This is a genomic window from Pseudoalteromonas sp. ASV78 (genome assembly GCF_047806705.1).
Lineage (GTDB): Bacteria > Pseudomonadota > Gammaproteobacteria > Enterobacterales > Alteromonadaceae > Pseudoalteromonas > Pseudoalteromonas prydzensis_A.
In genome coordinates this window covers 461,101-484,593 of sequence record NZ_JBLOPA010000001.1, presented here as the reverse complement: position 1 = coordinate 484,593, position 23,493 = coordinate 461,101, and the positions used below count along the sequence as shown (strand labels likewise).

Annotated in this window: 24 protein-coding genes; 11 read left to right on the top strand and 13 right to left on the bottom strand. The window is 41.1% G+C overall.

All coding sequences use genetic code 11. From position 1 onward, the window contains the following. Positions 1-8: 8 nt before the first annotated feature. A complete protein-coding gene (locus tag ACMVDV_RS02175; RefSeq protein WP_416157037.1) occupies positions 9-443 on the bottom strand; it encodes a DMT family transporter in 435 nt (144 codons plus the stop codon). Positions 444-537: 94 nt separating this feature from the next. Here ACMVDV_RS02175 and ACMVDV_RS02170 point away from each other — a divergent pair, with 94 nt between their 5' ends. Both ACMVDV_RS02170 and ACMVDV_RS02165 read left to right on the top strand, forming a co-directional pair. Further along, positions 538-1,476, top strand: a complete 939-nt coding sequence (locus ACMVDV_RS02170) for a LysR substrate-binding domain-containing protein (protein WP_416157036.1) — start codon at positions 538-540, stop codon at positions 1,474-1,476. A gap of 160 nt (positions 1,477-1,636) precedes the next feature. Further along, positions 1,637-2,470, top strand: a complete 834-nt coding sequence (locus ACMVDV_RS02165; RefSeq protein ID WP_416157035.1) for an AraC family transcriptional regulator — start codon at positions 1,637-1,639, stop codon at positions 2,468-2,470. Between the two features lie 11 nt (positions 2,471-2,481). Here ACMVDV_RS02165 and ACMVDV_RS02160 read toward each other — a convergent pair whose 3' ends face one another. Next, the gene (locus ACMVDV_RS02160; RefSeq protein WP_304184737.1) at positions 2,482-3,072 is read right to left on the bottom strand and encodes a LysE family translocator; all 591 of its coding nucleotides are present in this window, start codon (positions 3,070-3,072) and stop codon (positions 2,482-2,484) included. Positions 3,073-3,229: 157 nt separating this feature from the next. Between ACMVDV_RS02160 and ACMVDV_RS02155 the strand changes: the two genes are divergently transcribed. Both ACMVDV_RS02155 and ACMVDV_RS02150 read left to right on the top strand, forming a co-directional pair. Then, entirely contained in the window at positions 3,230-3,628 is a 399-nt protein-coding gene (locus ACMVDV_RS02155; RefSeq protein WP_304184738.1) for a YkgJ family cysteine cluster protein, read from the top strand. A 320-nt stretch (positions 3,629-3,948) separates the two neighbouring features. Next, positions 3,949-5,466: a DUF3360 family protein gene (locus tag ACMVDV_RS02150; RefSeq protein WP_416157034.1), complete on the top strand. Its 1,518-nt coding sequence runs from the start codon at positions 3,949-3,951 to the stop codon at positions 5,464-5,466. A 58-nt stretch (positions 5,467-5,524) separates the two neighbouring features. Here ACMVDV_RS02150 and ACMVDV_RS02145 read toward each other — a convergent pair whose 3' ends face one another. Together ACMVDV_RS02145 and ACMVDV_RS02140 are read right to left on the bottom strand one after the other, a co-directional pair. Then, the gene (locus tag ACMVDV_RS02145; RefSeq protein WP_416157033.1) at positions 5,525-6,394 is read right to left on the bottom strand and encodes an MYG1 family protein; all 870 of its coding nucleotides are present in this window, start codon (positions 6,392-6,394) and stop codon (positions 5,525-5,527) included. A 165-nt stretch (positions 6,395-6,559) separates the two neighbouring features. Continuing rightward, positions 6,560-7,651, bottom strand: a complete 1,092-nt coding sequence (locus ACMVDV_RS02140) for a mechanosensitive ion channel family protein (protein WP_416157032.1) — start codon at positions 7,649-7,651, stop codon at positions 6,560-6,562. 158 nt (positions 7,652-7,809) lie between these two features. On the opposite strand from ACMVDV_RS02140, the gene ACMVDV_RS02135 reads away from it, so the two are divergent. Genes ACMVDV_RS02135 through ACMVDV_RS02125 form a run of 3 tightly spaced genes read left to right on the top strand, consistent with a single transcriptional unit; the run spans position 7,810 to position 9,919 of the window. After that, complete coding sequence (locus ACMVDV_RS02135) at positions 7,810-8,067, top strand: hypothetical protein (RefSeq protein ID WP_416159118.1); 258 nt, start codon at positions 7,810-7,812, stop codon at positions 8,065-8,067. A 16-nt stretch (positions 8,068-8,083) separates the two neighbouring features. Next, positions 8,084-8,926, top strand: a complete 843-nt coding sequence (locus ACMVDV_RS02130; protein WP_416157031.1) for a pirin family protein — start codon at positions 8,084-8,086, stop codon at positions 8,924-8,926. A gap of 21 nt (positions 8,927-8,947) precedes the next feature. Then, a complete protein-coding gene (locus ACMVDV_RS02125) occupies positions 8,948-9,919 on the top strand; it encodes a glutathione S-transferase family protein (protein ID WP_416157030.1) in 972 nt (323 codons plus the stop codon). A 70-nt stretch (positions 9,920-9,989) separates the two neighbouring features. Here the strand turns inward: ACMVDV_RS02125 and ACMVDV_RS02120 are convergent, their stop codons facing one another. The 3 genes from ACMVDV_RS02120 to ACMVDV_RS02110 all read right to left on the bottom strand — a co-directional run bounded on the left by ACMVDV_RS02120 (position 9,990) and on the right by ACMVDV_RS02110 (position 12,788). Next, complete coding sequence (locus tag ACMVDV_RS02120) at positions 9,990-10,565, bottom strand: hypothetical protein (protein ID WP_416157029.1); 576 nt, start codon at positions 10,563-10,565, stop codon at positions 9,990-9,992. A 452-nt stretch (positions 10,566-11,017) separates the two neighbouring features. After that, positions 11,018-12,007 (bottom strand): RDD family protein, encoded by a 990-nt coding sequence (locus ACMVDV_RS02115; protein WP_416157028.1) that lies wholly within the window; start codon positions 12,005-12,007, stop codon positions 11,018-11,020. Positions 12,008-12,071: 64 nt separating this feature from the next. Then, the gene (locus ACMVDV_RS02110) at positions 12,072-12,788 is read right to left on the bottom strand and encodes an enoyl-CoA hydratase/isomerase family protein (RefSeq protein WP_416157027.1); all 717 of its coding nucleotides are present in this window, start codon (positions 12,786-12,788) and stop codon (positions 12,072-12,074) included. Between the two features lie 211 nt (positions 12,789-12,999). On the opposite strand from ACMVDV_RS02110, the gene ACMVDV_RS02105 reads away from it, so the two are divergent. The 3 genes from ACMVDV_RS02105 to ACMVDV_RS02095 all read left to right on the top strand — a co-directional run bounded on the left by ACMVDV_RS02105 (position 13,000) and on the right by ACMVDV_RS02095 (position 14,995). After that, positions 13,000-13,650 (top strand): NAD(P)H-binding protein, encoded by a 651-nt coding sequence (locus ACMVDV_RS02105; RefSeq protein WP_416157026.1) that lies wholly within the window; start codon positions 13,000-13,002, stop codon positions 13,648-13,650. Positions 13,651-13,860: 210 nt separating this feature from the next. Next, a complete protein-coding gene (locus ACMVDV_RS02100; protein ID WP_416157025.1) occupies positions 13,861-14,436 on the top strand; it encodes a hypothetical protein in 576 nt (191 codons plus the stop codon). Between the two features lie 10 nt (positions 14,437-14,446). Beyond that, on the top strand, positions 14,447-14,995 hold the full coding sequence (locus ACMVDV_RS02095) for a hypothetical protein (protein WP_416157024.1): 549 nt from the start codon (positions 14,447-14,449) through the stop codon (positions 14,993-14,995). Between the two features lie 113 nt (positions 14,996-15,108). Here ACMVDV_RS02095 and ACMVDV_RS02090 read toward each other — a convergent pair whose 3' ends face one another. Continuing rightward, entirely contained in the window at positions 15,109-18,351 is a 3,243-nt protein-coding gene (locus tag ACMVDV_RS02090) for a S41 family peptidase (RefSeq protein WP_416157023.1), read from the bottom strand. A gap of 119 nt (positions 18,352-18,470) precedes the next feature. Beyond that, positions 18,471-19,187: a hypothetical protein gene (locus ACMVDV_RS02085; RefSeq protein WP_304184754.1), complete on the bottom strand. Its 717-nt coding sequence runs from the start codon at positions 19,185-19,187 to the stop codon at positions 18,471-18,473. Between the two features lie 88 nt (positions 19,188-19,275). On the opposite strand from ACMVDV_RS02085, the gene ACMVDV_RS02080 reads away from it, so the two are divergent. Continuing rightward, complete coding sequence (locus tag ACMVDV_RS02080; RefSeq protein ID WP_416157022.1) at positions 19,276-19,788, top strand: CIA30 family protein; 513 nt, start codon at positions 19,276-19,278, stop codon at positions 19,786-19,788. 34 nt (positions 19,789-19,822) lie between these two features. On the opposite strand, the gene ACMVDV_RS02075 is transcribed toward ACMVDV_RS02080, so the two are convergent. The 4 genes from ACMVDV_RS02075 to ACMVDV_RS02060 all read right to left on the bottom strand — a co-directional run bounded on the left by ACMVDV_RS02075 (position 19,823) and on the right by ACMVDV_RS02060 (position 23,492). Next, positions 19,823-20,350, bottom strand: coding sequence for a hypothetical protein (locus ACMVDV_RS02075; protein ID WP_304184757.1), 528 nt, complete (start codon positions 20,348-20,350; stop codon positions 19,823-19,825). Between the two features lie 88 nt (positions 20,351-20,438). Beyond that, positions 20,439-21,161, bottom strand: a complete 723-nt coding sequence (locus ACMVDV_RS02070) for a DUF6445 family protein (protein ID WP_416157021.1) — start codon at positions 21,159-21,161, stop codon at positions 20,439-20,441. Beyond that, positions 21,154-21,900: a SapC family protein gene (locus ACMVDV_RS02065; protein ID WP_416157020.1), complete on the bottom strand. Its 747-nt coding sequence runs from the start codon at positions 21,898-21,900 to the stop codon at positions 21,154-21,156. The genes ACMVDV_RS02070 and ACMVDV_RS02065 overlap by 8 nt, the downstream gene beginning before the upstream one ends. A gap of 35 nt (positions 21,901-21,935) precedes the next feature. Next, positions 21,936-23,492 (bottom strand): tryptophan halogenase family protein, encoded by a 1,557-nt coding sequence (locus ACMVDV_RS02060; protein WP_416157019.1) that lies wholly within the window; start codon positions 23,490-23,492, stop codon positions 21,936-21,938. Between the last annotated feature and the right edge of the window lies 1 nt (position 23,493).

The following is a 23,493-nucleotide window of genomic DNA, read 5'->3' as shown; positions in this document are numbered from 1 at the left end:
TTCGTCCCCTACCCCTGTGCCATCAAAATCAATGCAATGATAATAAAAACCAGCGCAACAAGCCGTTTACGATCGACCTGACGATGCTCTGTGCCAAATAAGCCGTAATGATCTATCAATAAACTTTTCGCTATTTGTCCCATCAGAATACCGATCATCGTCATAGCAATACCGATCACCGGTGTTGCTATGGTCAAAATAACAACATAAACCGGCCCCAAAACACCACCTAACAATGTCCATGATGGTTGTGTGAAAAATGACGGGCTATTACGAGGACTAAAAAACAGCATCAACATAAAAGTCAGAGCAGCACCGACACTAAACACACTAAAGGTGGCCCATAGTTCTCCAACTTCGCCGCCCAAAGGCCCCAATATGCCGGCTTCTACAGACAACCCCATTCCTCCCACAACCACAATTAGAATCAAAATAAACTGCATACAAATCTCCTATAAATAAGAAATTCATCATAGCCTAGTGGTTTAACGCAAAAAATGGGATTATATAGAAAACACCTTTGCAGGATTTGCACAAATGAATGATGTTAGCTCAATTAATATCCGCGCATTAAAGTTCTTTATCGACGTGTATAAAAGTAAAAGTTTTTCTGTTGTTGCTCGGCGCGAGAATGTCTCTCCTTCAATGATCTCTCGGGTAATTCTGCAACTTGAGGAGGCGCTTGGTCAGCAACTGTTTTATCGCAATACACGCGCAATAATACCAACCGAAGCCGGGAGGATTTTTCACGACTATGCGCGGTCAATGACCGAACAACTCACAGCAGTACATAATGAATTGCAAGATAGAGCAAGTCAGCCAAAAGGGTTGATCAGAATAAATGCACCAGTGTTTTTTGGCCAAAAACACATCGCCCCTTGGCTTGGCGGGTTTTTAAATCGCTACCCGTTAATTCAAGTTGAGTTAACCCAAACAGATGATTTTATTGATCCACATACGGATGCCGCCGACATAATTTTCCGGATTGGCTCACTCAGCGACTCATCCTTGCATGGCAAAACTTTAGGCGTGCAAACATACCATTTGGCGGCATCACCCGGTTACCTTAAAAAGCATGGTATACCTAAACGTCCGTCAGATCTGAGTGAGCATCATGGTTTAATATATCGCGGTTCATCTGGGCAAAATCGTTGGTTATTTAAAAACAATTCATCAGCATGGCAGCAACAAGCAGTGATCCCTACCTTAGTCTCTAATAATGCCGAAACGCTGCTAATTAGCGCATTAAATGACATGGGGATTGTGTTATTTCCAGACTGGTTAATCGGTGAAAGCCTAACAGCTGGAACACTAGTATCAATTTTAGGTTCGTTTGCACCAACAATTAAAGTTGGCTCACAAAACATTACTGCCATTTACCCAAACACCAAGCAGCCACCGCTCAATGTGCGTGCCTGTATTGATTACTTTAGTGAGGTGTATGGCAATCCCGTGTATTGGAAATACCAAAATTAATTTATCGCTCTATGATTGGCTATTTGTCTACCAGTCTTTATCGAAGCGTTTTGCGGTCCATCATTCGTTGCTTTTGTAGAAAATATTTTAAATTAGGGGTAGATTTATATATCACCACTGAGGTTATACTGGGCTTATATTTTCACCCGTGGCAAACACTATGCTCCCTACAACACATCCTGCTTTTTGGCGCGATCCCGCATTGCCATTTATAGAGCTTCGCCAAGTACTTGATGGCCGACGCGTTACCTATGCCCCCCATTCTCATCAACAATGGTCTATCGGGGCTATTTTAGCTGGGCAAAGTGAATTTGTTTGTGAAAACCGCCTACATCAAGTCAGCCAAGGTCACCTCGTAATAATGAACCCTGATAAAGTGCATGCCTGTAACCCACAGCAAAACTCTGCATGGGCATATTATATGATGCACGTCGATAAACAGTGGTTAGCGCAGTTATTATTTGAGTCAGGAGTGAGAACCGAGCCGCACTGGCAAGATAGTCGTTTAGATACCCTGAACATGCCATTGCTGTATCAGGATTTTGTTAGCCTGTGCAAATTACTGCTATCAAACAACCCTGTTAGTGCTAAGCGTAGTCAATTGCATCATTATTTTATTGAATTATTTAACCATCTAGATAGCAACTCACGCACAGTCGAGCGCACTTTACTCGCTCCCAACACGCTTTATCAAGTGGCTCATTATTTAAATGAGCACAGCTTAGATGACACCCCTATTAGTGCCATCAGTGAACATTTCGGGTTTAGTACCAGCTATTTAGTGCGCGCTTTTAAACGCCACTTTAACATGACTCCTCATGCCTATCGGCTAAATCGCCGTGTTCAGTTAGGCCAGCAAGCACTCAAAAAAGGGCAAACAATAGCCAGTATTGCCTACGAAAGTGGCTTTAGTGATCAAGCTCACTTTCAACGTGTATTTAAGCAACGTGTTGCCGCAACTCCTGAGCAATACCGGCGCTCCTTACCGTTGTAAGTAAAAGCAATTTAAACCACTAATAACACGCAACTGGCCACCAACAACAATGCCAGTGCTCTGTTCATCAACCGCACATTCGCAGCACTTTGAAAATGCTGCCCGAGTCGCATACCAAGCCACACCCAACAACCAAGTGATAGCCAACAAATCGGTAAGTACAAACTGGCAAAGGTGATGACCTCTGTACTTAATGCATTAGGAATATACGCCGCAATACCCGATAACGAAGCCAACCATGCCTTAGGGTTAAGCCATTGCATGATAACCCCAGTCATAAAAGTGGGGGCACGGCGGCTATCTTTACTATTCAATGTGCCATCATCGATAAATAGTTGGTAGCTCAAGTACAATAAAAATGCGATACCAAACCACTGCAAAGCCGCGGTGATCCAAGCCAATTCATCAATCAAAATATGTAAACTAAAACCAATAAATAAAAATAATACGATAAAACCTAAAGTAGCCCCTGTCACAAATAATAGGCCGCTTCTTGCCCCAAAGCGGGCACTGCAACTTAACGATAAAAGGTTAACAGGACCTGGTGTAATAGAGGCTGCTAAGGCAAATAATGCCATTGAGATGATCACAGAAAAAGTCATAAGCGTACTTCAGTAATTAATTTGCTGATGAGTATTTCTTTTTCTCAGTGTGTCGTATTGAACAAAATTGACCTCAAGCAATAATAATCGGCTGGTTTATCTGCCTTGAGCAACAATTGCTGTATAGTGAGCACACAAACTTGCAGAAATGTTAATTATGAAAGAGTGTAATCAGTGTGGTAAATGCTGTATTAAATACGGCGATGGCGATCTCAGTGCTACGCAAGAAGAGATTGATCTTTGGGAAATTTTTAACCCTGACATTTTCGCATTTGTTAAAAATAAGCAAATATGGCACGACCCGCACACAGGGGAAAAACTCAGTCGATGCCCTTTTCTTGCGCTTGCACCCAAAGCAACCCCCCATGCGGCGAATAAATATACCTGCAGTATTTACTTAGATAGACCAGAAGATTGTCGTCATTACCCTAGCCTCATTAGCGAAATGGTAAGAGACGAATGTGAAATGATTGAGGTCATTGATTTGGATAACTACAAAAAAGCACAAGCCAAGTTAGACTTATTAATGCAAGACAGTCGCCCTGCTGGTTATTGATTATTAACACTGTGCTGCGCTTATTAGACTAAAGGTGTAGAGCCAATTGATTAAACAGCATCTGCGTCATCAGCCAATAACGATCAGTTTCTCACTCACTAAAACACACTTAAAAAGCTGATTTTAAAAGATAAAATACATTCACACTTGGCAGTTTGGTTACTTTACACACTTGCCACTTTCAACACCATGCTCGACCTTTGCCTAATCGTAATTGTTACTCACCTGCATTACTGTGCCAATTCAATATTCATAGCTTTAAATAGGTATATAAAGCTGTTTTTTTATTTTGAGTAAGCAACTATGTTGCAGGAGAATTAATGACAACTACGCGAAAAGATGACTCTTCATCCCAAGCTGAGCAGGTAAGCGACACTCAAACCGTTTCCGATAGCTATAAAAATCTTCATAAACCTAGCTCTGAGTTTGCCAGTCGAAATGACTACCTTGAGCATGAACTGCAAATTATGCAGCCCAAGCGTTGGCGCCCTAATTTGCCTTTTCGCGATTACCGCTTCGAATTTGAAGATACTATCCCAGCGATGGCAGGCACCATAGGCAAAGTCGTGATGGTTGGTGCAATTGCTGCCACATTTGCTGCGCCGCTGGGCTTGAGTGATGCCTTTGTGCTAGAAAATGTCCGCTACGAATTACTTATAGTAGCTATTTTTATCATCTTGTTTTCAGGTTTTATTTTGCCCACCGCTAACTTAGCGGGAACCCACGGACCGCTTATTCCACTCATTCCCATTGTTGTTGCAGCAGGCGGGCACCCCATGGCGTTCGGACTACTCATTGGCGCGTTAGGATTACTGCTTGCCATCAGTAAAGGCGGCAGTTTACTGGCACGGCTGACCAGTAAAGGAGTGTGCGGCGGGTTATTACTGTATTTAGGCTTCATCGGCACAATTTCACAGGTAAAAAAACTATTTGCATGGGCGGAAGAAATTGAAATGACCCACATTGCTTTTATCGTTATTTTGGCCACTATTTTACTTTATGCGCTACTCGAGCATTTTAAAAAGCGTTGGTTAGCGGTGCCGCTCAGTTGCCTAATTGGTGGCTTGACTGCCTTTGCTTTAGGCGCGCCGTTTGAATTTAAAACCGCCCCCGGCATGCCAAATATGAACCCTATGTATTGGTGGGGCGAAAACACGGGTTGGATGTTAGGTTTGCCGACTCTTGAAAGCTTTGTAGTCGTATTGCCCTTTGCGATACTTGCTGTAGCAATGTGGTCGCCAGACTTTTTAGGCCATCAAGTATTCCAAAAAATCAGCTACCCAAAACGCACTGAAAAAGTACAAATGAATATTGACGATACTATGCTCAGTGCATCGGTCAGGCAAACCTTTGGTTCTATTTTAGGCGGGGCCAATTTTACCTCATCATGGGGCACCTATATTGTGCCTGCTGCAATTGCCAAGCGTCCTATCCCAGCCGGTGCAATTTTAACCGCATTGTTTTGTGTGATTGCAGGTATATGGGGTTATCCAATGGATCTCGCTATTTGGCAGCCAGTGCTGTGTGTGGCGTTAATTGTCGGTGTATTTATCCCGCTGCTTGAGGCTGGCATGGAAATGACTCGCGAAGGTAAAACCACGCAATCAGCCGCTATTGTGGTATTTGCGTCAACGTTAGTAAACCCCGCATTTGGCTGGTCGCTAACCATGCTACTGGATAACTTAGGCTTAATTGGCTGTAAAGAGCGCAGCTCTGAGCTCACTCATATGAGCCGTTGGATCATTCCGCTGTTTATGTTTGTGTTATTAACCAGTGTCATGGCGATGGTGGGTATGCTACCTGGGATCCCTGCTTTACTAGAGAACTTTAGGCACTAATACAAAAAGGGGAAGCGGATCAATCGCCTCCCCTTTTTCGAGATTTTTAATCACTTTATTAATCTTGCAACGCCATCGCAGCCAGTTTCAGGGTACTTGCAAATGACTCTGCCCCTGCGATAAACAAACCATTGTGGCAAAACATTGCATCATCAATACCCGTTTCGGTTTGAAATTCAATATCTGATAAACCCGCCCATGCTTTTGGCAGTGATTTTCTATCTTCGAATGAGCCTGGCTCCACTGGCACAGTTTGCAAAATCCATTTACCCGAATGTGATGGGTAAACCATATATAGCGCTTGTTGCGATAACGCATGCACTGTTTTTTTCCATGGTGTGTATTGCTCTAGCACAATGACTCTTGGATCTTCTGCGTTTTCAATCGCTTTTGCGACAATTGCTTTAGCGTTGATACTGCCACTGGCCGAGGCTATAAAGCGCGATAAAATGCGCATTGCAAATTCAACCGCTTCGTCAAAACAGCGATCAAACTCACTTGCTTCTTGCCACGTTGGGTTAAACATAGAAATAGTTTGGCTTAAACTGATCCCTTGTGACACCCCTTCAACGTGACCACAATCAATGGCATCAATGGTAGATACTAAAGAGGAATCAACAGCATTAACGATATTTTCATCGCCATGGCACAGTTGTAAGCCATATTTCTGCCAAACTAAACCGAATGACGAATAAGGAATACCATTTTCACGTGCACCCGCGCCACCACGTTGGTGGTGATCAAAGCGCCCTGTTTCTGGATCATATTCACCGCCCACATCAATCACAATATCAGCTTGCGCTATCAACTGCGTATCGCGAGTACGCACAAGCTTAAAGTCAGGAAGAGCTAGCCTAAGTGCTGCGATACTAAACACATCATCCGCGTGAAAATTACCATTGTGGGTTACTACTGTTAAATCATTCATATATTTAATGTCATTTTTGAAAAGGGGTAAGAAGACGACGTAATTAAGCTATACCCGTAAAGCACCGAGCGAGTCTAAAATTACCAGCACAGCAGTATACGCTATACGCGCTGCTGCCACAAAACAGCGCACTGTTTTTTACAAAAAAACGGAGAAAAGCGAGAGCTAAATAATATTATTGCCTTGCTCAGGATCGCGAGAGCTATCAGCTTGTTCACGAATTTCATCGGCATCACTACTCACATCATCAATATCAGTGTGAGTTTGCGCGATTGCCTTGGCTTTTCTCTCTGGTATAACAGGCTCTGCCGAGAGATTTTGCGTTTGCTCGCAGGTTGATGCATTTAAAATAATTCGCTCACGTGCATCATCTGGCATGCTAATACCGTGCTCAGTAAAGCTGTTGACCATTTCTCGCATTAACTGTGATGCTACTTTAATTGTGCTGTGTTGTTCACTGTTAATCCAAAAGTAAATGCTTAAATTGATAGTCGCAGAGCCCAGCTCATCGAGTAACACTTGTGGGGCTGGATCGTTTAACACCGCCTCTTGTTGAGCCATTAAACTAACGGCAAGTTGTTGAGTCGCGCGTATGTCGTTATCGTAACCTATACCTAACTTAAAATGACCACGCATTTTCGGGTTTGCAGTCAGGTTTTTAATCACATTTTTATATACGGTCGCATTAGGAATTTGAATATGGTTACCATCAAAATCAACTAAAGTGGTGGCACGGGCCGTTACTTTTTTAACGACCCCTAAGCGGCCATCGACCTCAATCACATCATCAATACGAAAAGGCCGCTGTACGCTCAACAACATGCTTGATATAAAATTCTCAGCAATATCTCGAAATGCAAACCCTAAGATCAAACCTATTAAGCCAGTACCACTCATCACCGCCACTGCAAACTCAGTTAAGCCTGCTAACCGTAAAAACAGATAAACACCAAACAAAATAATCACAATGCTAATGAAACGACGAGTAACAACGTGCAACAACCGGCTTTCACTAACATAACCGATGGGCTTAACAAATAAGTATGACAATGGCCTAGCAAGCAAATAGCACAAAACGATCGCTACAATTCCCAAGGTAAGAGCAGGTAACATTTGCCAAGCACTTTGTAAAAAATGCGCGATCTGTAGGTTTATTGCTTGCCAAGATATCGGGGCGACAGCGACTGAGTTAGTATTAACTTCGAGTGGCAGAAATAAAGTAAGAAATTGATTATTAATGATATTGATAATTTCCATATGCATACCTTGAGTTCCGTGCCGCTATAAATATTAACTTTGACACTGCAAATAAAACGCCAACTTAAACTGGCAAACACCTTGCAGTTAAGTACATAACTAGACGAGTATTTAATGGCAAATTAGGTGCTTAATAATCAAACCAAGCAAGGAATATAATGGCACATAAACAGCGTGGTTTTACAGCCAATAAGCCTGCAGACATCCCTCTGCTCGGCTGGTGGGATATCTGTAAACGGGTATATGACAGTATGTCGCAAGATAATTTATCGTTTGTTGCCGCTGGTGTCGCTTTTTATGCATTACTGGCTATTGTACTGAACAACAAAAACACGAACATTCTTCTAAAACGAATGAATAGTGCTATTTTTACCCATGGTTGTTTAATTTTAATGTGCTTAAATAACACTATATAAGATTCGGAGCAAAGCAATGAAAGTAATAAAGCAACTCAATAGCCATGCAACCCAAGATGGTGATGGCGTAAACATCAGCCGTATTCCAGGCTTTGATGGCAAACATTTAGATCCATTCTTGATGATCGACGAATTAAAATCTGACGATCATAGTGATTTTATCGGCGGCTTTCCGGCGCACCCGCATCGTGGCATCGAAACCTTTACCTACATTATTAAAGGTGGCTTTGAGCACCAAGACCAAATGGGTAATAAAAAAGCCATTCGCGCGGGAGATGTGCAATGGATGAGCACAGGTTTTGGTGTTATTCACAGCGAAATGCCACTTGCCGATGCGATAGAAGGCATGCATGGTTTTCAAATTTGGCTCAATATGCCAAGTACTGAAAAACTCAGAGCACCTAAATATCAAGATACCACCGAGCACCCTGCACCGCGCTTTAAAAATAGCCAAGGCGTTGAGCTAAAAGCGCTGGCTGGCAGTTGGCAATTTGACCAGCAAACTCAAGTTTCTAGCCTACAAGAGCTGGCAGCCAATGGCATGTTAGCGGATGTAACAATCCCTGCGGGCGCTGAATTTTCGCACCCACCGCTGACACAAACTAAGGTGATGCTTTATATTCACAGCGGCGCTATCAACACCGAACAGGGTGGCCCCGTGATGGCCGGCAGCCTACTTATTTTAGAGCCTGGCAGTGATATTCAATTTAGTTCACAAACCGGTGCTGGGGTGCTTATTTTAGCCGGTGATCCGCTCAATGAACCGATTGCCCACATGGGACCGTTTGTGATGAATACGCAAGCGCAACTGCGAGAAGCAATTAGTGATTACCAAAGCGGTAAATTTGGTACCTTTTAATACACAATACAGGAGTCAATTATGGGATTACTAGTCAACGGTAAATGGCAAGATAAATGGTACGACACTGATAAAAGCGACGGTGAGTTTAAACGCGAGTCTGCACAATTACGTAACTGGGTAACCGAAGATGGCAGCGCAGGCGCAACGGGTGAAGCTGGTTTTAAGGCTGAAAAAGGCCGTTACCACTTATATGTGTCATTAGCTTGCCCATGGGCGCATCGCACCTTGATTTTTAGAAAATTAAAAGGCCTTGAAGACTATATTGATGTCTCTGTAGTCAGCCCAGATATGTTAGATAACGGCTGGACATTTGATAAAAGCAATCACAGTACTGGTGATGCGCTATTTGCTAAGCAATTTATGCATCAAATTTACACCGAAAATAAAGCGGATTATTCCGGGCGAGTAACAGTGCCTGTGCTATGGGATAAACAGAAAAATAAAATCGTTAGTAATGAATCCGCAGAAATCATTCGCATGTTTAACAGCGCCTTCAATGATTTAACGGGCAATAAACGAGACTTTTACCCTGCTCACTTGCAAGCGCAAATCGATGCAATTAATGAGCTGGTGTACAACAACATTAATAACGGTGTATACCGTACAGGGTTTGCAACCACGCAAAAAGCCTATGAAGAGGCATTAAATGACTTGTTCAGTGCATTAGACAAAGTCGAAAGTATTTTACTCAAGCAGCGTTACTTAGTGGGTGACACATTAACAGAATCCGATTGGCGACTGTTTACTACCTTGATCCGTTTTGACAGCGTGTATGTAGGGCATTTTAAATGCAACCAGCGCACTATCGAGAGTTACCCTGCCTTAAGTGAATATTTACGTGAGCTTTATCAGGTCGCTGGCGTAAAAGAAACCGTTGATTTTTATCATATCAAACGGCATTACTATTTTAGCCATACCATGATAAACCCCACCCAGGTGGTGCCTAAAGGGCCTAGTATTGATTTTTCTCGCCCGCATAAGCGTGGCTAACTTAACTCACAAAACTACCCCAGCACAATAGCTGGGGTTAATTTTATTTAATCGCTTTTTTTAAAACAGCTTACCACTGTATTTCATTGATAATATAACCAAAATAGCTTTGCTCTCCGACTAGGTTTACTTTTTTATCCTTAAGCGTTAATAATTCTGCTTTATCTAAATACCATCGTATTGAATGTGTTTCTTCATTTGCTAAATCGGCAAATGTGAGTTCTACACAGTGCGACTCATAATCACTACTACATGTAGTTGCCTCAACTAACTGGTATTCTTGCGACCAATACTCCGCTAAACGGTACTGTGCCCATAACTGTATTGGGATGTTAATGAACGTCCAAAAGTAAAAGTAAATAAATACCGGCGTAAAAAGCAGCGTAAAATACTTAACTAAGCGTCCCTCATAAATAAAATGTTCATCTAAACTTTCCTTCACTTGAGCAAAATTTTTATAGCGACTAAAAAGATAACCGATCGTTAGCACTGTCAGCGTAGGTAAAATCCACTTGAGAATAAAATTGTAATTAGCGTTAGGGATAAATGCGGGATCCACACTTTCATGCCAGATGATAAAACCGCAAGGCATGAAGCAGGTAAGTAATAAGATTAAAATCATCCAAAAAAGCTGAGGTTTTGCCATAAAAATTTAAAATCCTTATAAATTATGACTTGAGATGGCGTAACATGTGCTTATTATACAAGCTATTGCAGTGTAATTTAAACAACACTGTACCGAAGGTAAGCAAAAAATAGTATTTTTCATCTAAAGCTCTGGTAAGCCAAGATAACCTGCTACCTTCAGTACAACATACCAGGGTCTGTTGACCTTTGCGGATTAATATTTGTTCAAACTAGGGGCAATTTAATCACGGCGCGAGGTTTGTAACCTAGTGGGCTAAGTAAAAACCGAGCAACAAAGAGTTAATTACCCCTAGGCAGAACCCTTCGGGCAGCGCCTGTTTGGCATTGATGCTGCGTTATCGCCTATTTATGGGGAATAACCACACCACATAGGCTCTGCCTTGCCTAAATACCAAACAGACTGCTGCAAATTTAACCTTGAAAGGTCAACAGACCCTAAAGAAAACGAGCTTAATCCTTAATCGCTTCTTCAATTGTATGCGTATTTACCAGCTGATTTACATTGCCTTTTATCACAACGGTTGCAGCTATTTTGTCTTGAATTGCTTGGCGGTTTGGATCCCAATAAACTTGTAAAAATCCTAATAAGCCAGTCGCAAACCCTGCCCCATAACCACCGTAGCGGCCAAACGCATCCCATAAACTTAAATATTCACCACTGAGTGCGACAACGCGAATATCACATATTTTTTTGCCCGGTGTTTGGCCTTGCCAAAGCAGCGAAAATAATGTGAAGTACACGGCAGCCCAGCCAAAGCCAAGGCCTAAATCTTGAATGATGCCCTTGCCCCACTGCAGCACGCTATTTACGGGTTCTGTTTGCGCGTTTTCGTCTTCAAGAGCTGGCTTAGCACCATCAGCTTCAACCATTACTTGCAATAACACGCGAGTGACCTGCTGATTTTCAAGCCCCTCGATTTGGGAAAGTGTCGGTACTTGCGTCAGTAAATTAGCCAATGCATTACTTTGGCATGATTGGTCACAATGCTGATTTTGCGCTGTGTTAGCTAAATACGTCTGGATCAGCTGCTTTTCTTCTGTCGTTAATGGCATTTCTTGGTTGATTTTTATCCCTTGAATTGCGCTATCGTCCTCAAAAAAATCAATGGCGAGTGAAAGTACTGCCAACGAACTTACAAATAATATACTGGCCGCTATCACTTTTAGTACTCTGCGCCAAAACATCGACATTTTCGGTAGATGCTTTTGCGCTGTGCCTTTATAAAAAGCCATTGCAGCCACAAAGGCGATTAACGCAGCGCTGAGTTTTGCTGCTACAAAAATCAACATAACATCGATGATCATCGCCACAGCACGCCGTGAAGGAGACGCCAGCGGCAACCCCAATAACGCTTGATCAAGCTCAAACGCATAAGGGGTAATAACTTCCCTGCTTTCAGCACGCGTTAACCCTAACTCTTCTATTTGTTCGACTTTCATTTATGCTCTCGTCCTTAAACATTATTCCGCGCTGTTACAGCAGCTTTAACAAATTACTTTTTTATCAAACCATTAAAGCCAAATTATCTATAAAGGGTTTATTTTCTTCATCAATGATTTGAATTATCTGTTTGTGTAAGCGTTTTTTATGCTCAGCAAAAATGGCGCGTTTTTTATCAAACGTAGCGGCAAATGTCATCGCATCAATAAGTAAGCTTTGCTGATCTGTTGAGGCTTTTTCAATAACGTGATCAATTGCCAGCTCTGCTCCAGAGACGCGACGCCCTGTTAGTTTCATTTCGTTAAAGCGGTAGTAAGGCATGGCTTTTTTTACAAAAGCTATCATGCCAGGTAAAAATGGGATTGATAAATCCACTTCAGGGAAGCAAAAAAAGCCGCGATCGCTGCGCATAAATCTAAAGTCACAGGCGCAGGCTAAAATAGCCCCATTACCAAAAGCATGACCATTAATAGCGGCTATCACTGGCATAGGAAAAAGCAGTAAGGTTTTAAATACATCGTCCATGTCGTACATAAAACCACGTATTTCATCAGCCTTTTTTGCTTGCATGGCAGGTAACAACCAGTCGGTGTCGATACCTAAACTCCAACACTTTTCATCGTTTGAAGTGATCACTAGCGCTTTGTGGTTTTGGTTTGCAGCAACTTCAGCAAGTGTTTGTTTTAGTTGTTTAGCAAACTGTGGATTTTGACGATTTTCGCCGTTTGTTAGGGTAATAACTGCAACGCTGTCTTGAGTCGTTAATGTCATAATGCTCATGCAAGTACCTTGATATTTTTATTGTCATTATTTGCTAAGGCTCCTCTTTAATCTACTGAGGAAGATTAACTTATAATGCCATGATTAATGTTTAAGTTACTAGCTTTGCTATTTAAAAAATTGCTCTCGTGGAAAACTAATAGATTGTTTTAAAGGTAAATATCCATAACAATGCTTACTCAACTATTTAATCAAACACGGGTGAAGACGTATGGGCAAAACCGCAATCGTAATTGGCGCGACAGGATTAGTAGGCAGCCAATTAGTTAAGCAACTCGTTGACCAAGCACATATCAGCCAAGTAATTACCCTCACTCGTCGCCCTGCACCATACAAAAATGAAAAAGTGATTAATCATGTGGTTGATTTTGATCACTTAGCCCAGCATGCGCAGCTGTTTAAAGCAGATATTTTATTTTCATGTTTGGGCACCACCAAAAAAGCCGCGGGCTCTATTGCCGCTCAGCGTAAGGTGGATTTTTATTATCAATTAAAAGTCGCTGAGCTTGCTGTAAAACATGGTGTACAACACTACTTGCTCGTATCCTCCAGTGGTGCAAATGCCCATAGCAGCAACGGCTATTTAAAAATGAAAGGTGAGCTGGAGCAGACGGTTAAAACTTTAGCGTTTAATCGCATCAGCATTATTCAGCCATCGTTATTAGTTGGCGAGCGTAATAACGAATTTCGCCTCGCTGAAAAACTAGGCAGTGTATTGTTACCTATTTTATGTTGGTTACCTAGGTTGAGAAAGTATCGTCCTATCACAGGCAAACAAGTTGCAGCAAAAATGTGCGCGCTTAGTACTAAACCGAGTGTGGGAGTTGAGTATTTTAAATTAGATGAGCTGTTTTATACATAAAGTACATTGTCGCATGTGATAATTTCAAGCTAAGTTAGCGTTTATATGAAAAACATGGATGTCACTGTTATCTTTCAAACCACTAAAGCAAAAACCAAGCTTTACAAATATTTACAAACCAAGGATTAACAATATTTACATCTGTAATTATTAAACATATATTTAGTATCCGTCAAACTACCCCTAAAAATTATATACATGGAGTTTATTTTGAAATTACTAACAAATTTGCTTTTCTTATTTTCAGTGCTTGCTTTAAGTGGCTGCGCCCATCAGATAAGCCTAAACCCTGATACAGAGAATCTTAAAGTTACAGAGCATAAGTCTACATCAGTTGTAGGATATTACATCTCTGAAGATAATATTAAAAAACAAGTGAAAACACCGGGTGGTGGCGGTGATAAAGTGAGCTATAAACCTTATAAAGATACAGAAGCAGCTTTATATACAGTACTATCAAATAAATTTGATAACGTCTATCGTCTTGAATCATTGACTGATAGTGAGTTTTTAAAAAGCAAAAATATAAAATATATATTTGTTCCAACCATAACAACAAATTCTAGTTCTGATAGTGTATTCACATGGCCTCCAACAGAGTTTACATTCACATTAAATTGCAAAACACTCGATAGCGAAGGGAATGTTGCATGGAAAAGTGAAGTTAATGGTGTTGGCAAAGCTGAATTTGATGAATTTAAAAATGACTTTTCCTTATCAGCAAAGCGCGCAACTGAAGAAGCATTTAATGGGCTAGTTGCAGAACTAGACAAATCAAATTTATAAGCGAATAACAATGAAATATAAAAGTTTATTAACTCTAATTATAGTTCTTGCTTTGAGCGCATGTACAATTCAGGTTCCCCCGTATCGCGCAGATATTAGTAATGTATCAAAATTAAAAGAGATTCCAAACGAATCTGTATCTGTAGGTAAAATTAAATCAGAAAAAAACCTAAATAAAATATCACTACGAAGCTCTCCTCTGGTTTCATCTGTTGGCGATAGTTATGGCGAGTATATCGAAAATGCCTTACTGCAAGAACTGAAGCTAGCCAAATTATGGTCAGGTGTTGCCAAAAAGCAGGTTTCAGGCAGTCTAGTTGATCACGATATTGATGTAACAGGTTTCTCAGAAGGTGATGCATTTATAAAAGTCAATTTTGTTGTTTCAGAAGGTAATGTTAATTTATTTGAAAAAACAATATCAGCGGAGCACACTTTCGACTCATCTTTTATGGGCGCAATTGCAATCCCGAATGGACAACAGAGCTATGTAGAATTGGTGCAAAAGCTACTGAAAAATTTATATTCTGATAAAGATTTTATAGAGGCAATAAAATAGAATATCTCTTATTTTATACGTTTTAAGACAAGTTATTCTATCACTGTAATTGAATTAACAGCTTCTACACAAAAAGCCAGCGAATGCTGGCTTTTTGATTAACGCTTATTTAATTATTTACCAAACTCTGTTGGAGCTGGCGGCACAACCAATGGTTTTTTCGGGTTTGCTTTAAGCTCTTTTAACAGCTCTTGTACGGCACGCTCAACCGAAGGATCTTGCCCAGCTTGGATAAGTTCTGGGCGGTCTATCACTTCAATATCAGGGCTTACGCCTTCATTTTCGATGATCCAGTTACCGTCGTTGTCGAGTATTCTAAAGGTAGCAGCGATCACAGAGCCACCATCCACAAGCCCTGGGTTGCCTGAGATACCAATTAAACCACCCCAAGTGCGAGTGCCAATTAGTTTACCTAAGCCTGCTTGGCGGAAGTAATACGGCAGTGCGTCACCACCTGAACTTGAGTAGCCGTTGATCAGCATGGCTTTTGGTCCATCATGGGCAAACTGTGGCGTTTTAGTGGGTTCAACACCACGACGTTTCCAATAATTAAGCGGCTTACGTGCCAGCCAAGTGATCATATGCTCAGGAATAAAACCGCCGCCGTTGTAACGATCATCAATGATCATCGCTTCTTTCGTTGTTTGCGGTAAGAAGTTTTTAAACAATGCACGGTTACCTTCGTAATGTGTGTTTGGCAAATGTACATAACCAATACGACCGTCGGATAGTTTATCGACGTATTCAGCACGGCTTTGCGTCCATTGTAAGTAGCGTAAACCAGTTTCACTTGCCACAGGTTTAACTGACACTTTCCAGCTATTTTTAACACTTGCTGACTTACTTAGTAATAACTCAACAGGTTTGCCCTGAGTGTTTTCAAGTAACTCATAAAAGTTAACCACCTCTTTTACTGAGCGACCATTAACCGCAATAATATAGTCGCCAACACTTGCGTTAACACCCGGCTCGTTTAGTGGTGAACGGAAGTTTTCGTGCCAGTTTTCGCCTTTAAAGATGTTCTCAATTTTCACAAAGCCTGATTTATGCGCGCTAATTTCTACGCCTAATAAGCCATGCTGTAAACGAGTAGCCGTTGGCATATCGCCAGAATTGACATAAATATGCCCAGAGTTAATCTCGCCGGCAATTTCGCTTAACACGTAGTCAAGGTCGGCGCGATGTGCGATTGCATCCGCCATTGGCTGATAACGTTTTAAAATAGCATGCCAATCTTGGCCATGATGATTTTCGTCATAAAACCAATCACGTAATGTCCGCCAGCCTTCGCGGTACATTTGTGCCCACTCGGTTTGCGGGTCAATTTTTAGTACCATGTCGTCAAGGTTAAGTTGCGTGGCTTTTAAATCTTGCTTTGCGGCAGGCGCAATAACACTGTAGTTATCGCCAGCACGAGCAATTATATGCTCGCTACTTGTTGATACTTTATAGCTACTAACACCCGCGGCCACAGTGGCAATCTCACCATCAATAGCATTTGGGATAAGCTTTAGTTCACCGCCAGATAAAGTTAAAACTCCATCTTTAACACCGCTTAATGCGCCGTAGTTACCCGCAGGCGCATTGAGTGCCACCGCACGCTGCATAAAACCTTTACCATCAATATGATTACTCGGCGCTTTAGATGAGGCGTCGTCTTGCTTGTCCTCCACAATACTGGTTTCATCAGTCAACGGGGCATTTAGCGGTTTGATTTTATTGTTTACTGCAACCGCGTAAATTCGCGTGGCATTATTAAACATATAATCAAATTCATAACTACTAAAAGTTAAGTTAAAGTCGCGCTCAGAGGTAAAATACAATTGTTGGCCATCAGGCGAAAACGTTGGGTTTCTCTCACTGCTCATATCGTCAGTCAAGCGAGTCAGGTCTTTTTCTTTGATATTGTAATGCCACAGTGATGCATAACGGTTCTCGTTATTTTTAACAAACACAATATCTTCACTATTTGGTGACCAAATATAGGTGGTTAAACCGTCTTCTTCATACTTTGCGGTATCAATTTTATGCTGCTTGCCGGTTTTTATATCAAGCCACCATAAGCTGTGATTTAGATCGGCAAACATTAATTTTTTATTATCTGGAGACCAAACTGGCTCAAAACGCCAAATAGTGCCATTACTCGTCAGTTGTTTTACCTTGTTGTTATTGGCTCGGTCTTGGATATAAATTTCGTACTCGCCACTTTCATCGCTCATATACGCCACATAACGGCCATTCGGTGACCAAGATGCTGCTATCTCTCGCCCTTTTGGCGTCTGGCTTAAATTACGGGTTGGGCCATTTTTAACAGGCACTGAAAACAACTCACCACGGGCACTAAATAACACGCGTTTGCCATCGTGAGATACATCCATTGAATCAATAAAACCGACTACATTTTTGCTATAAGGCATAGTGTATTCACGGTTACCCTGCACATTAATAGTCAGTTTTTGTGTTTGTCCAGTGGCATCATCAAAGCGATATAAATAACCGCCATTTTCATACACTATGGCATCAGGGCCTGCCGATGGCCAAAGTACATCAAACTCGCTGTGGTTAGTGACTTTTACAGGCGCTTTACCGTCTTGGTGTTTATATAAGTTTAAGGTGTATTCTTTATCAGAAACATAGTAAATGTTGTCGTGCACCCAGGTCGGTTGCTGCTCAGTAGCAGGATCACTGGTTAGTTGTTTTGAGGTATTATTTTCTAAGTTATAAATCCAGACATCTTGCGCACGACCACCACGACTACGCTTCCAAGTACGAAACTCGCGGTCAATGGGGGTATATAAATACTGCTTGCCATCAGGCGATAGCATGCCGCCGCCCGTTTCAGGTATGGCCAATGGCCGCTCTAAGCCACCATCAGCAGGCACCATGTAAGGACGTCCGACACGCTTACCATATGGTGTGCGATTAGCTCTGAATACAATATGCTTACCGTCTGGCGTCCAATCAAGTACGCGATAATCAAACCCGCCACGCGGTGGCATCACACCCACATCATTGTAGTAAGTTAACTGTTTTAGCTGTGAGCCGTCGCGGTTCATTACATACACTTGGCGGCTGCCATTGTATTGCGCTGAAAAAGCAATTTTGCTGCCATCAGGTGAAAACTTAGGGAAGGTTTCAAAACCAATATGATCAGTTAAGCGCGTGCTGTTACCCGTTTTGATATTTGCTATATAAATATCACCGGCATACACAAAGGTGACTGATTCTTTATGAATATCAGGGAAACGCAATAAGCGCGTGTCGTGTGTTTCGTAAGCTAGAGCCACCGATGAGATTGCCGGTGACACTGCTACTGCTATTGCGGTTAAAAAAGTACGTAATTTCAACTTAACCATCCTTATGTTGTTATTTTATATCATCATAACAACATAAAAATGGATTGCAGCTTTGTTCGACAAATTACTGTAACAGAGTGTAAATAACGTTCATGAGCAATAACAGTTAGCCGCTCTATTTAGCCTACTTTAGGTAGCTGCCTTTTATCAATGACTTTAAATGTAGTTAAATCAACGAGCATTGAAAACACGTCAGCATTATCGATAAACAACATAAACAGATCGCCTTGTTCATTAACAGCGTACTCAAGAATGCGGTCGTAGCCTGTAAGAACCTCGCTATAACCACTGCCATCAATTTTACTTAATGCAAAAGTGCTTTTATCTTCGTTGCTTAAAAGGCCGTCGTTATTTGTGTCGTTTTTAATAACATGATAGGCAATACCCGCCGCTTTTGACTGCGAATCAAATTCAGATAAATACAATGGAGAAATATCAGTGATCAACTGATCTGTCGTATCAAAAAGCCAATTTGCATAGTTTGTTTTACCATTGATAAACATCACATTTTTTGACCGTGTTGGCTTGTATTTCGAAGAGAACATTGCACGAACCTCCGCTTCAGCTTGAATGCTTGCTTCAACCGTTAACTTTTCAGACTCAAGCTCTATATAATAAAAGTCCGTTTCTCCTACTCTTCGCGGGTAGCCCAAACGCCACTTTTCTTCTTCGTTCTTGTCATCTGCTAAATTTAATGCCGGTGGCTCAACGTCGTTATCATTAAATACTGTTGTAACAAGTTGGACTGAAATTAACGCAGTAGCAATTAAAACCCCGACTAATAAAATAATTCCATTTAAGTTCCATACCCATTTAAAAAATTTATCTGAATTCATGCTTTCCCTATTTTTAAAAAAAGTGATCAATTTATCTGAACATACGTATTATTTAGCTTATCTATAACACAAAGCTTTGCGATAAAAAATGACAAAAAACCCTACAACTAGTTTGCTGTTACTATCAGGTTCCGGCGATTTAACTCTGCACTGGCAAATAGTTAATGACTCAGTAATGGGCGGTTTATCGACCAGCCAAGCTTATGAGAAGGATAATAGCTTAATTTTTACAGGCAACGTTTCTCTTGAAAATAATGGGGGCTTTGCTTCAATACGCACAACAATAAACACCAATAAAGAAAACGCCAATCTCATATCTTTACGGTTAAAAGGAGATGGTAAAACGTATCAACTGCGCTTAAGAACAAGCCAGTATCTAGATGGGCCAGCGTTTACTGCTTCGTTTGCAACATTAAAAGATCAATGGCAAGTCGTTACATTCTCACCAACTGACTTTAGTCTCACTTACCGTGGTAAAACCTTAGAGCAGCAACCAGAGTTAACGTTTAAAGATGTACAACAATTGGGCCTTATGATCGCCAAAAAACAGCAAGGTAATTTTCAACTTGAATTAGCGCAGATAAACTTTGAGCATAAATAGCGTAAATTAAGTTGTTGTATTGATAGTATTAAAATTATTTTTTGAAATCATATTCTTCGTTATCTCGCTTTTTAAGCTCTGTAATAACCATTTCTATCATCTGTTTCTTTATTTCTGCGTGGTTGGACTTTAGCTCGTTAAGTTGCTGAACTAATATATCAATTTGCTCTTGCTGTTGAGAATCTCGGTATTTTTTCGCACCTGTATGCTCCGGCTCTATTTTTAAATTTTGCGCTTCGGTGTTTTTTTCCAGCTGTATAAAATTGCTAGTGTGGCTTTCAAGCTTGAGATTTCGCTGAATTGGATCTTGTTTTAATTTATTAATTTGTTCTTGTAGCACGGTGATTTTTTGCGCTAAATCTTCATACACTTTTTGTAAATTGTTATACTGTTCAGCAAAATTCACATCCTCTTCGCTGTACTCTTGCGCTTTAGCATCTAAAAACTCAGACAAAATATATTCAGGCTGCTCTGTTTGCGCTGCTTGTTCTTCAAGTCGTTTTTCGTATTTACTTTGCAACCCATGAGCTTCAGGAACAGTAATAACAGGTAAGATCTTCATATTTCATCCTTAAAATTATCCTGGTAATAATATCGGCACAAAATAATAAGACTTTAGCTTTCTTTTGCAAAAACATTACCCTTTGTTATTACCCAAAGGCTAGGAAGCTACTAATGGTTAAACGGCCAGTTGATGGGTTACTAGATAGCCCTAAATCAGGGTTAATATTACCAGAATGCAAGGCATTACTTGGATATACAATAAGCCTATTCGGTTTCGCCTCTAGTGAGGCTATTTGCTCAAACAGTGTTGTATCGCTGGTAATATAACGTGGACGCTCATGGAGCCTTTGAGCAATGGCTTGCTGTTTGATCATTGCACGATACGGTGCGAGTCGCTGCTGCGTTATACGTTCAAAGCCCGATGCTTTATGCCGATACAAGGACGTTCCACCATATGCTTTGGCACATAAAAAGTGCACAGCAGCAAGCTGGTTAACGCTAGGCGTATCAAAGTGAGGCAGCATTTGAATCGGCCTTAATTTTGTAACCGGTGTTGTGGCAATTGAAAAAGCAGAAAAAATCACCTTCATGTCATGGCTATCGATAAAATTGAACGACGACTGTAGGATAGGAAATAACTCTTTAAGTTGCTCACTATAGTTAGCCGGTGATGGTTTGCGAACCCCTGGATATAAATCCCCAGTGCATGCAGTAAAGGCCGAGTTATGCTCAACGTTTTCGCAAGCACAGGCGATGAGTTCATTATAATTTAAACTTAAATCATCAATCACTAAAACAGGTATACGCTCATTCCCAACAACTAAGCGTGTAACTTTCATTGCCGGATTTAAAAAAGTAGCACTAGTCATGTACACTAGCTAACTGCTGGTTTTTACGTTCAATAAGTGGATACAGTTGACCCAATGAATTGATCATCGTGTAGATTGGTTTAAGCTGTTGTGCTTTATGCAAACGCCCTATTTGTTCAGCATCGAGTGCTGCTACTTTCTCTTCACTTACCGTATATAGACCGTTTAGACGTGAACTTTGCTTATTGCTAAAGGTAACGTCAAGGGAAAGAGGCTGCACTAAATTAAGCGCTAATAATGTGTCGATCAGGGCTTTATTGTCTATTTCGCCTTGCAATAAATACCCTAAACATTGTTTCATTTTAACAAAATAATCACTCTCATCCCCGCTGTCAGTAAATAATAACTGGATGTCACTAGCGTTATTTTGCGCTGAGTCACGCACTATTGATGGGCTGTCTAAGTTTATACAAACCGCATAATCTCCCGCTACTTCAGTGTCTATATCACCGACAAAAAATGGCTGTCTTTGAAGCTGTAATGGTATGTATACTCCTTGCCATTGACCGTCTTTCGAAAATAAATTTTCATGTTGCTCAAAACCTAATAATGCCGTTAAGGTAAATTCGCCTGTTTCACCACTTTTAGCCAGTACGATCGGATGTTGCACAGATACTTGGCTAAATTCAGCAACCACCACGGGAAGCATATGTTGTGCGGCACTGTGTTCTTGAGTTTTCACGGTATCAATTTTTAAATGTTTGTGAGCACTGTAATTAATTGCAACTAAATTAGTCATATTGTTCTCTTTATTCTGTATATTTCACAGCACAATTAAATTGCACTAAACCCATGCAGCTTAATTTTATCAAGTAACTCTCTGTTACTAGGTAATGTTGTAACAGCCTGCTGGATCATATGTTTATTTTTAGCAAATTGGCTCTGTGCAAATGTTTTATCATTTAATAAGTAAGGCGAGTTGCTGTAATCACTTTTAAAGCCCATTCCATACAAGACATACTGATAGCTTGCAGCAGGAAACACTTCATTATTACTGGCAAAATCATAATCAGCAGGCGCGCGATATTGCCAAAGTTGCATTAAATCTTGCAAGCTGTGTGGGATCGTTTGAGGATCGCGATTATCTATCCAAAACGCATTATCGGTGCGCTTACTCAAAATATAGTGCAGCTTTAAAAAGTCGATTATTTTCCCCCAGCGGTAGAGAAATGTATCGTTAAAGCGTTTCGCTGTAATGTCCATCACCTCGCGAGTCGCTGGCAATTGCTCGCTAATCATTTGCGCTGACATCTCAACTAACACAAGTGCGGACGCTTCAAGTGGCTCTAAAAAGCCAGCAGACAATCCAACAGCAACACAATTATTTTGCCAAAAGTGACTGCGATGGCCACTTTCTATCGGAATTTTTCTGATTGTTAGTGAATCAATCTTATCGCCTATATACTCGGCAAGCCTTGCCCTTGCTTGCGATTCAGTACTGTATTTACTGGAATACACATAACCAACACCACGGCGATGTTGTAAACCTATGTCCCAGATCCAACCTGCTTCTTGCGCCGTCGAAATTGTATGTGAAGCGATCGGACTACTGTCATTTTCATAGGGTACCTGTACTGCTAAAGCCGTATCTATGAATAAAACATCACGATAGGATTTAAACGGCACCTGATAATGACCTCCAAGTAGCAACGATGAAAAACCACTGCAATCAACAAATAAATCGCCACTTATATTTCCGGCCTGCTTTGTTGTTAAACTACCTATATCACCATTTTCGATGCTGTTAACTTGAATAACATCGGCTAAAATATGCGCTACCCCTAACTTTTCGATACAGTGTTTTTGTAAAAACACCGCAAATTTAGCTGAATCTAGATGATAAGCGTAATTGGCGACAGCGCCATATTCAGGCGTTCTAATCGTTTTTGGTGCAAGACCTTGCTCACAAAGTGCTTCTTGAAAACAGACCGCATTAGAAAACGATGATGATTGCTCGCTATCGTTTAACCAATATCCTGCCATATCTGCTTTAGTGAATCCTTGCGGTAAAACCAATGGATGATAATAATAATCATCTTCGCCACCATTCACCCATTGTGCAAACTTAGCACCTTGTTTAAAACTAGCGTCACACTCACGGATAAAGTCGGTTTCACTGATCCCCAAAGCGATTAAAGTGCTGCGCATTGTTGGCCAAGTACCTTCACCAACGCCAATAATTGGTACATTTGGCGATTCGACTAAGGTGACCTTGACGCCAACGTCTGTATTACTCTTATGCTCTGCCGCCAACCGCCCAGCCGTTAACCAACCGGCAATACCGCCACCCACTACAACCACTGTGTTTATGCTGTTTTTTTGTTGTTTCATT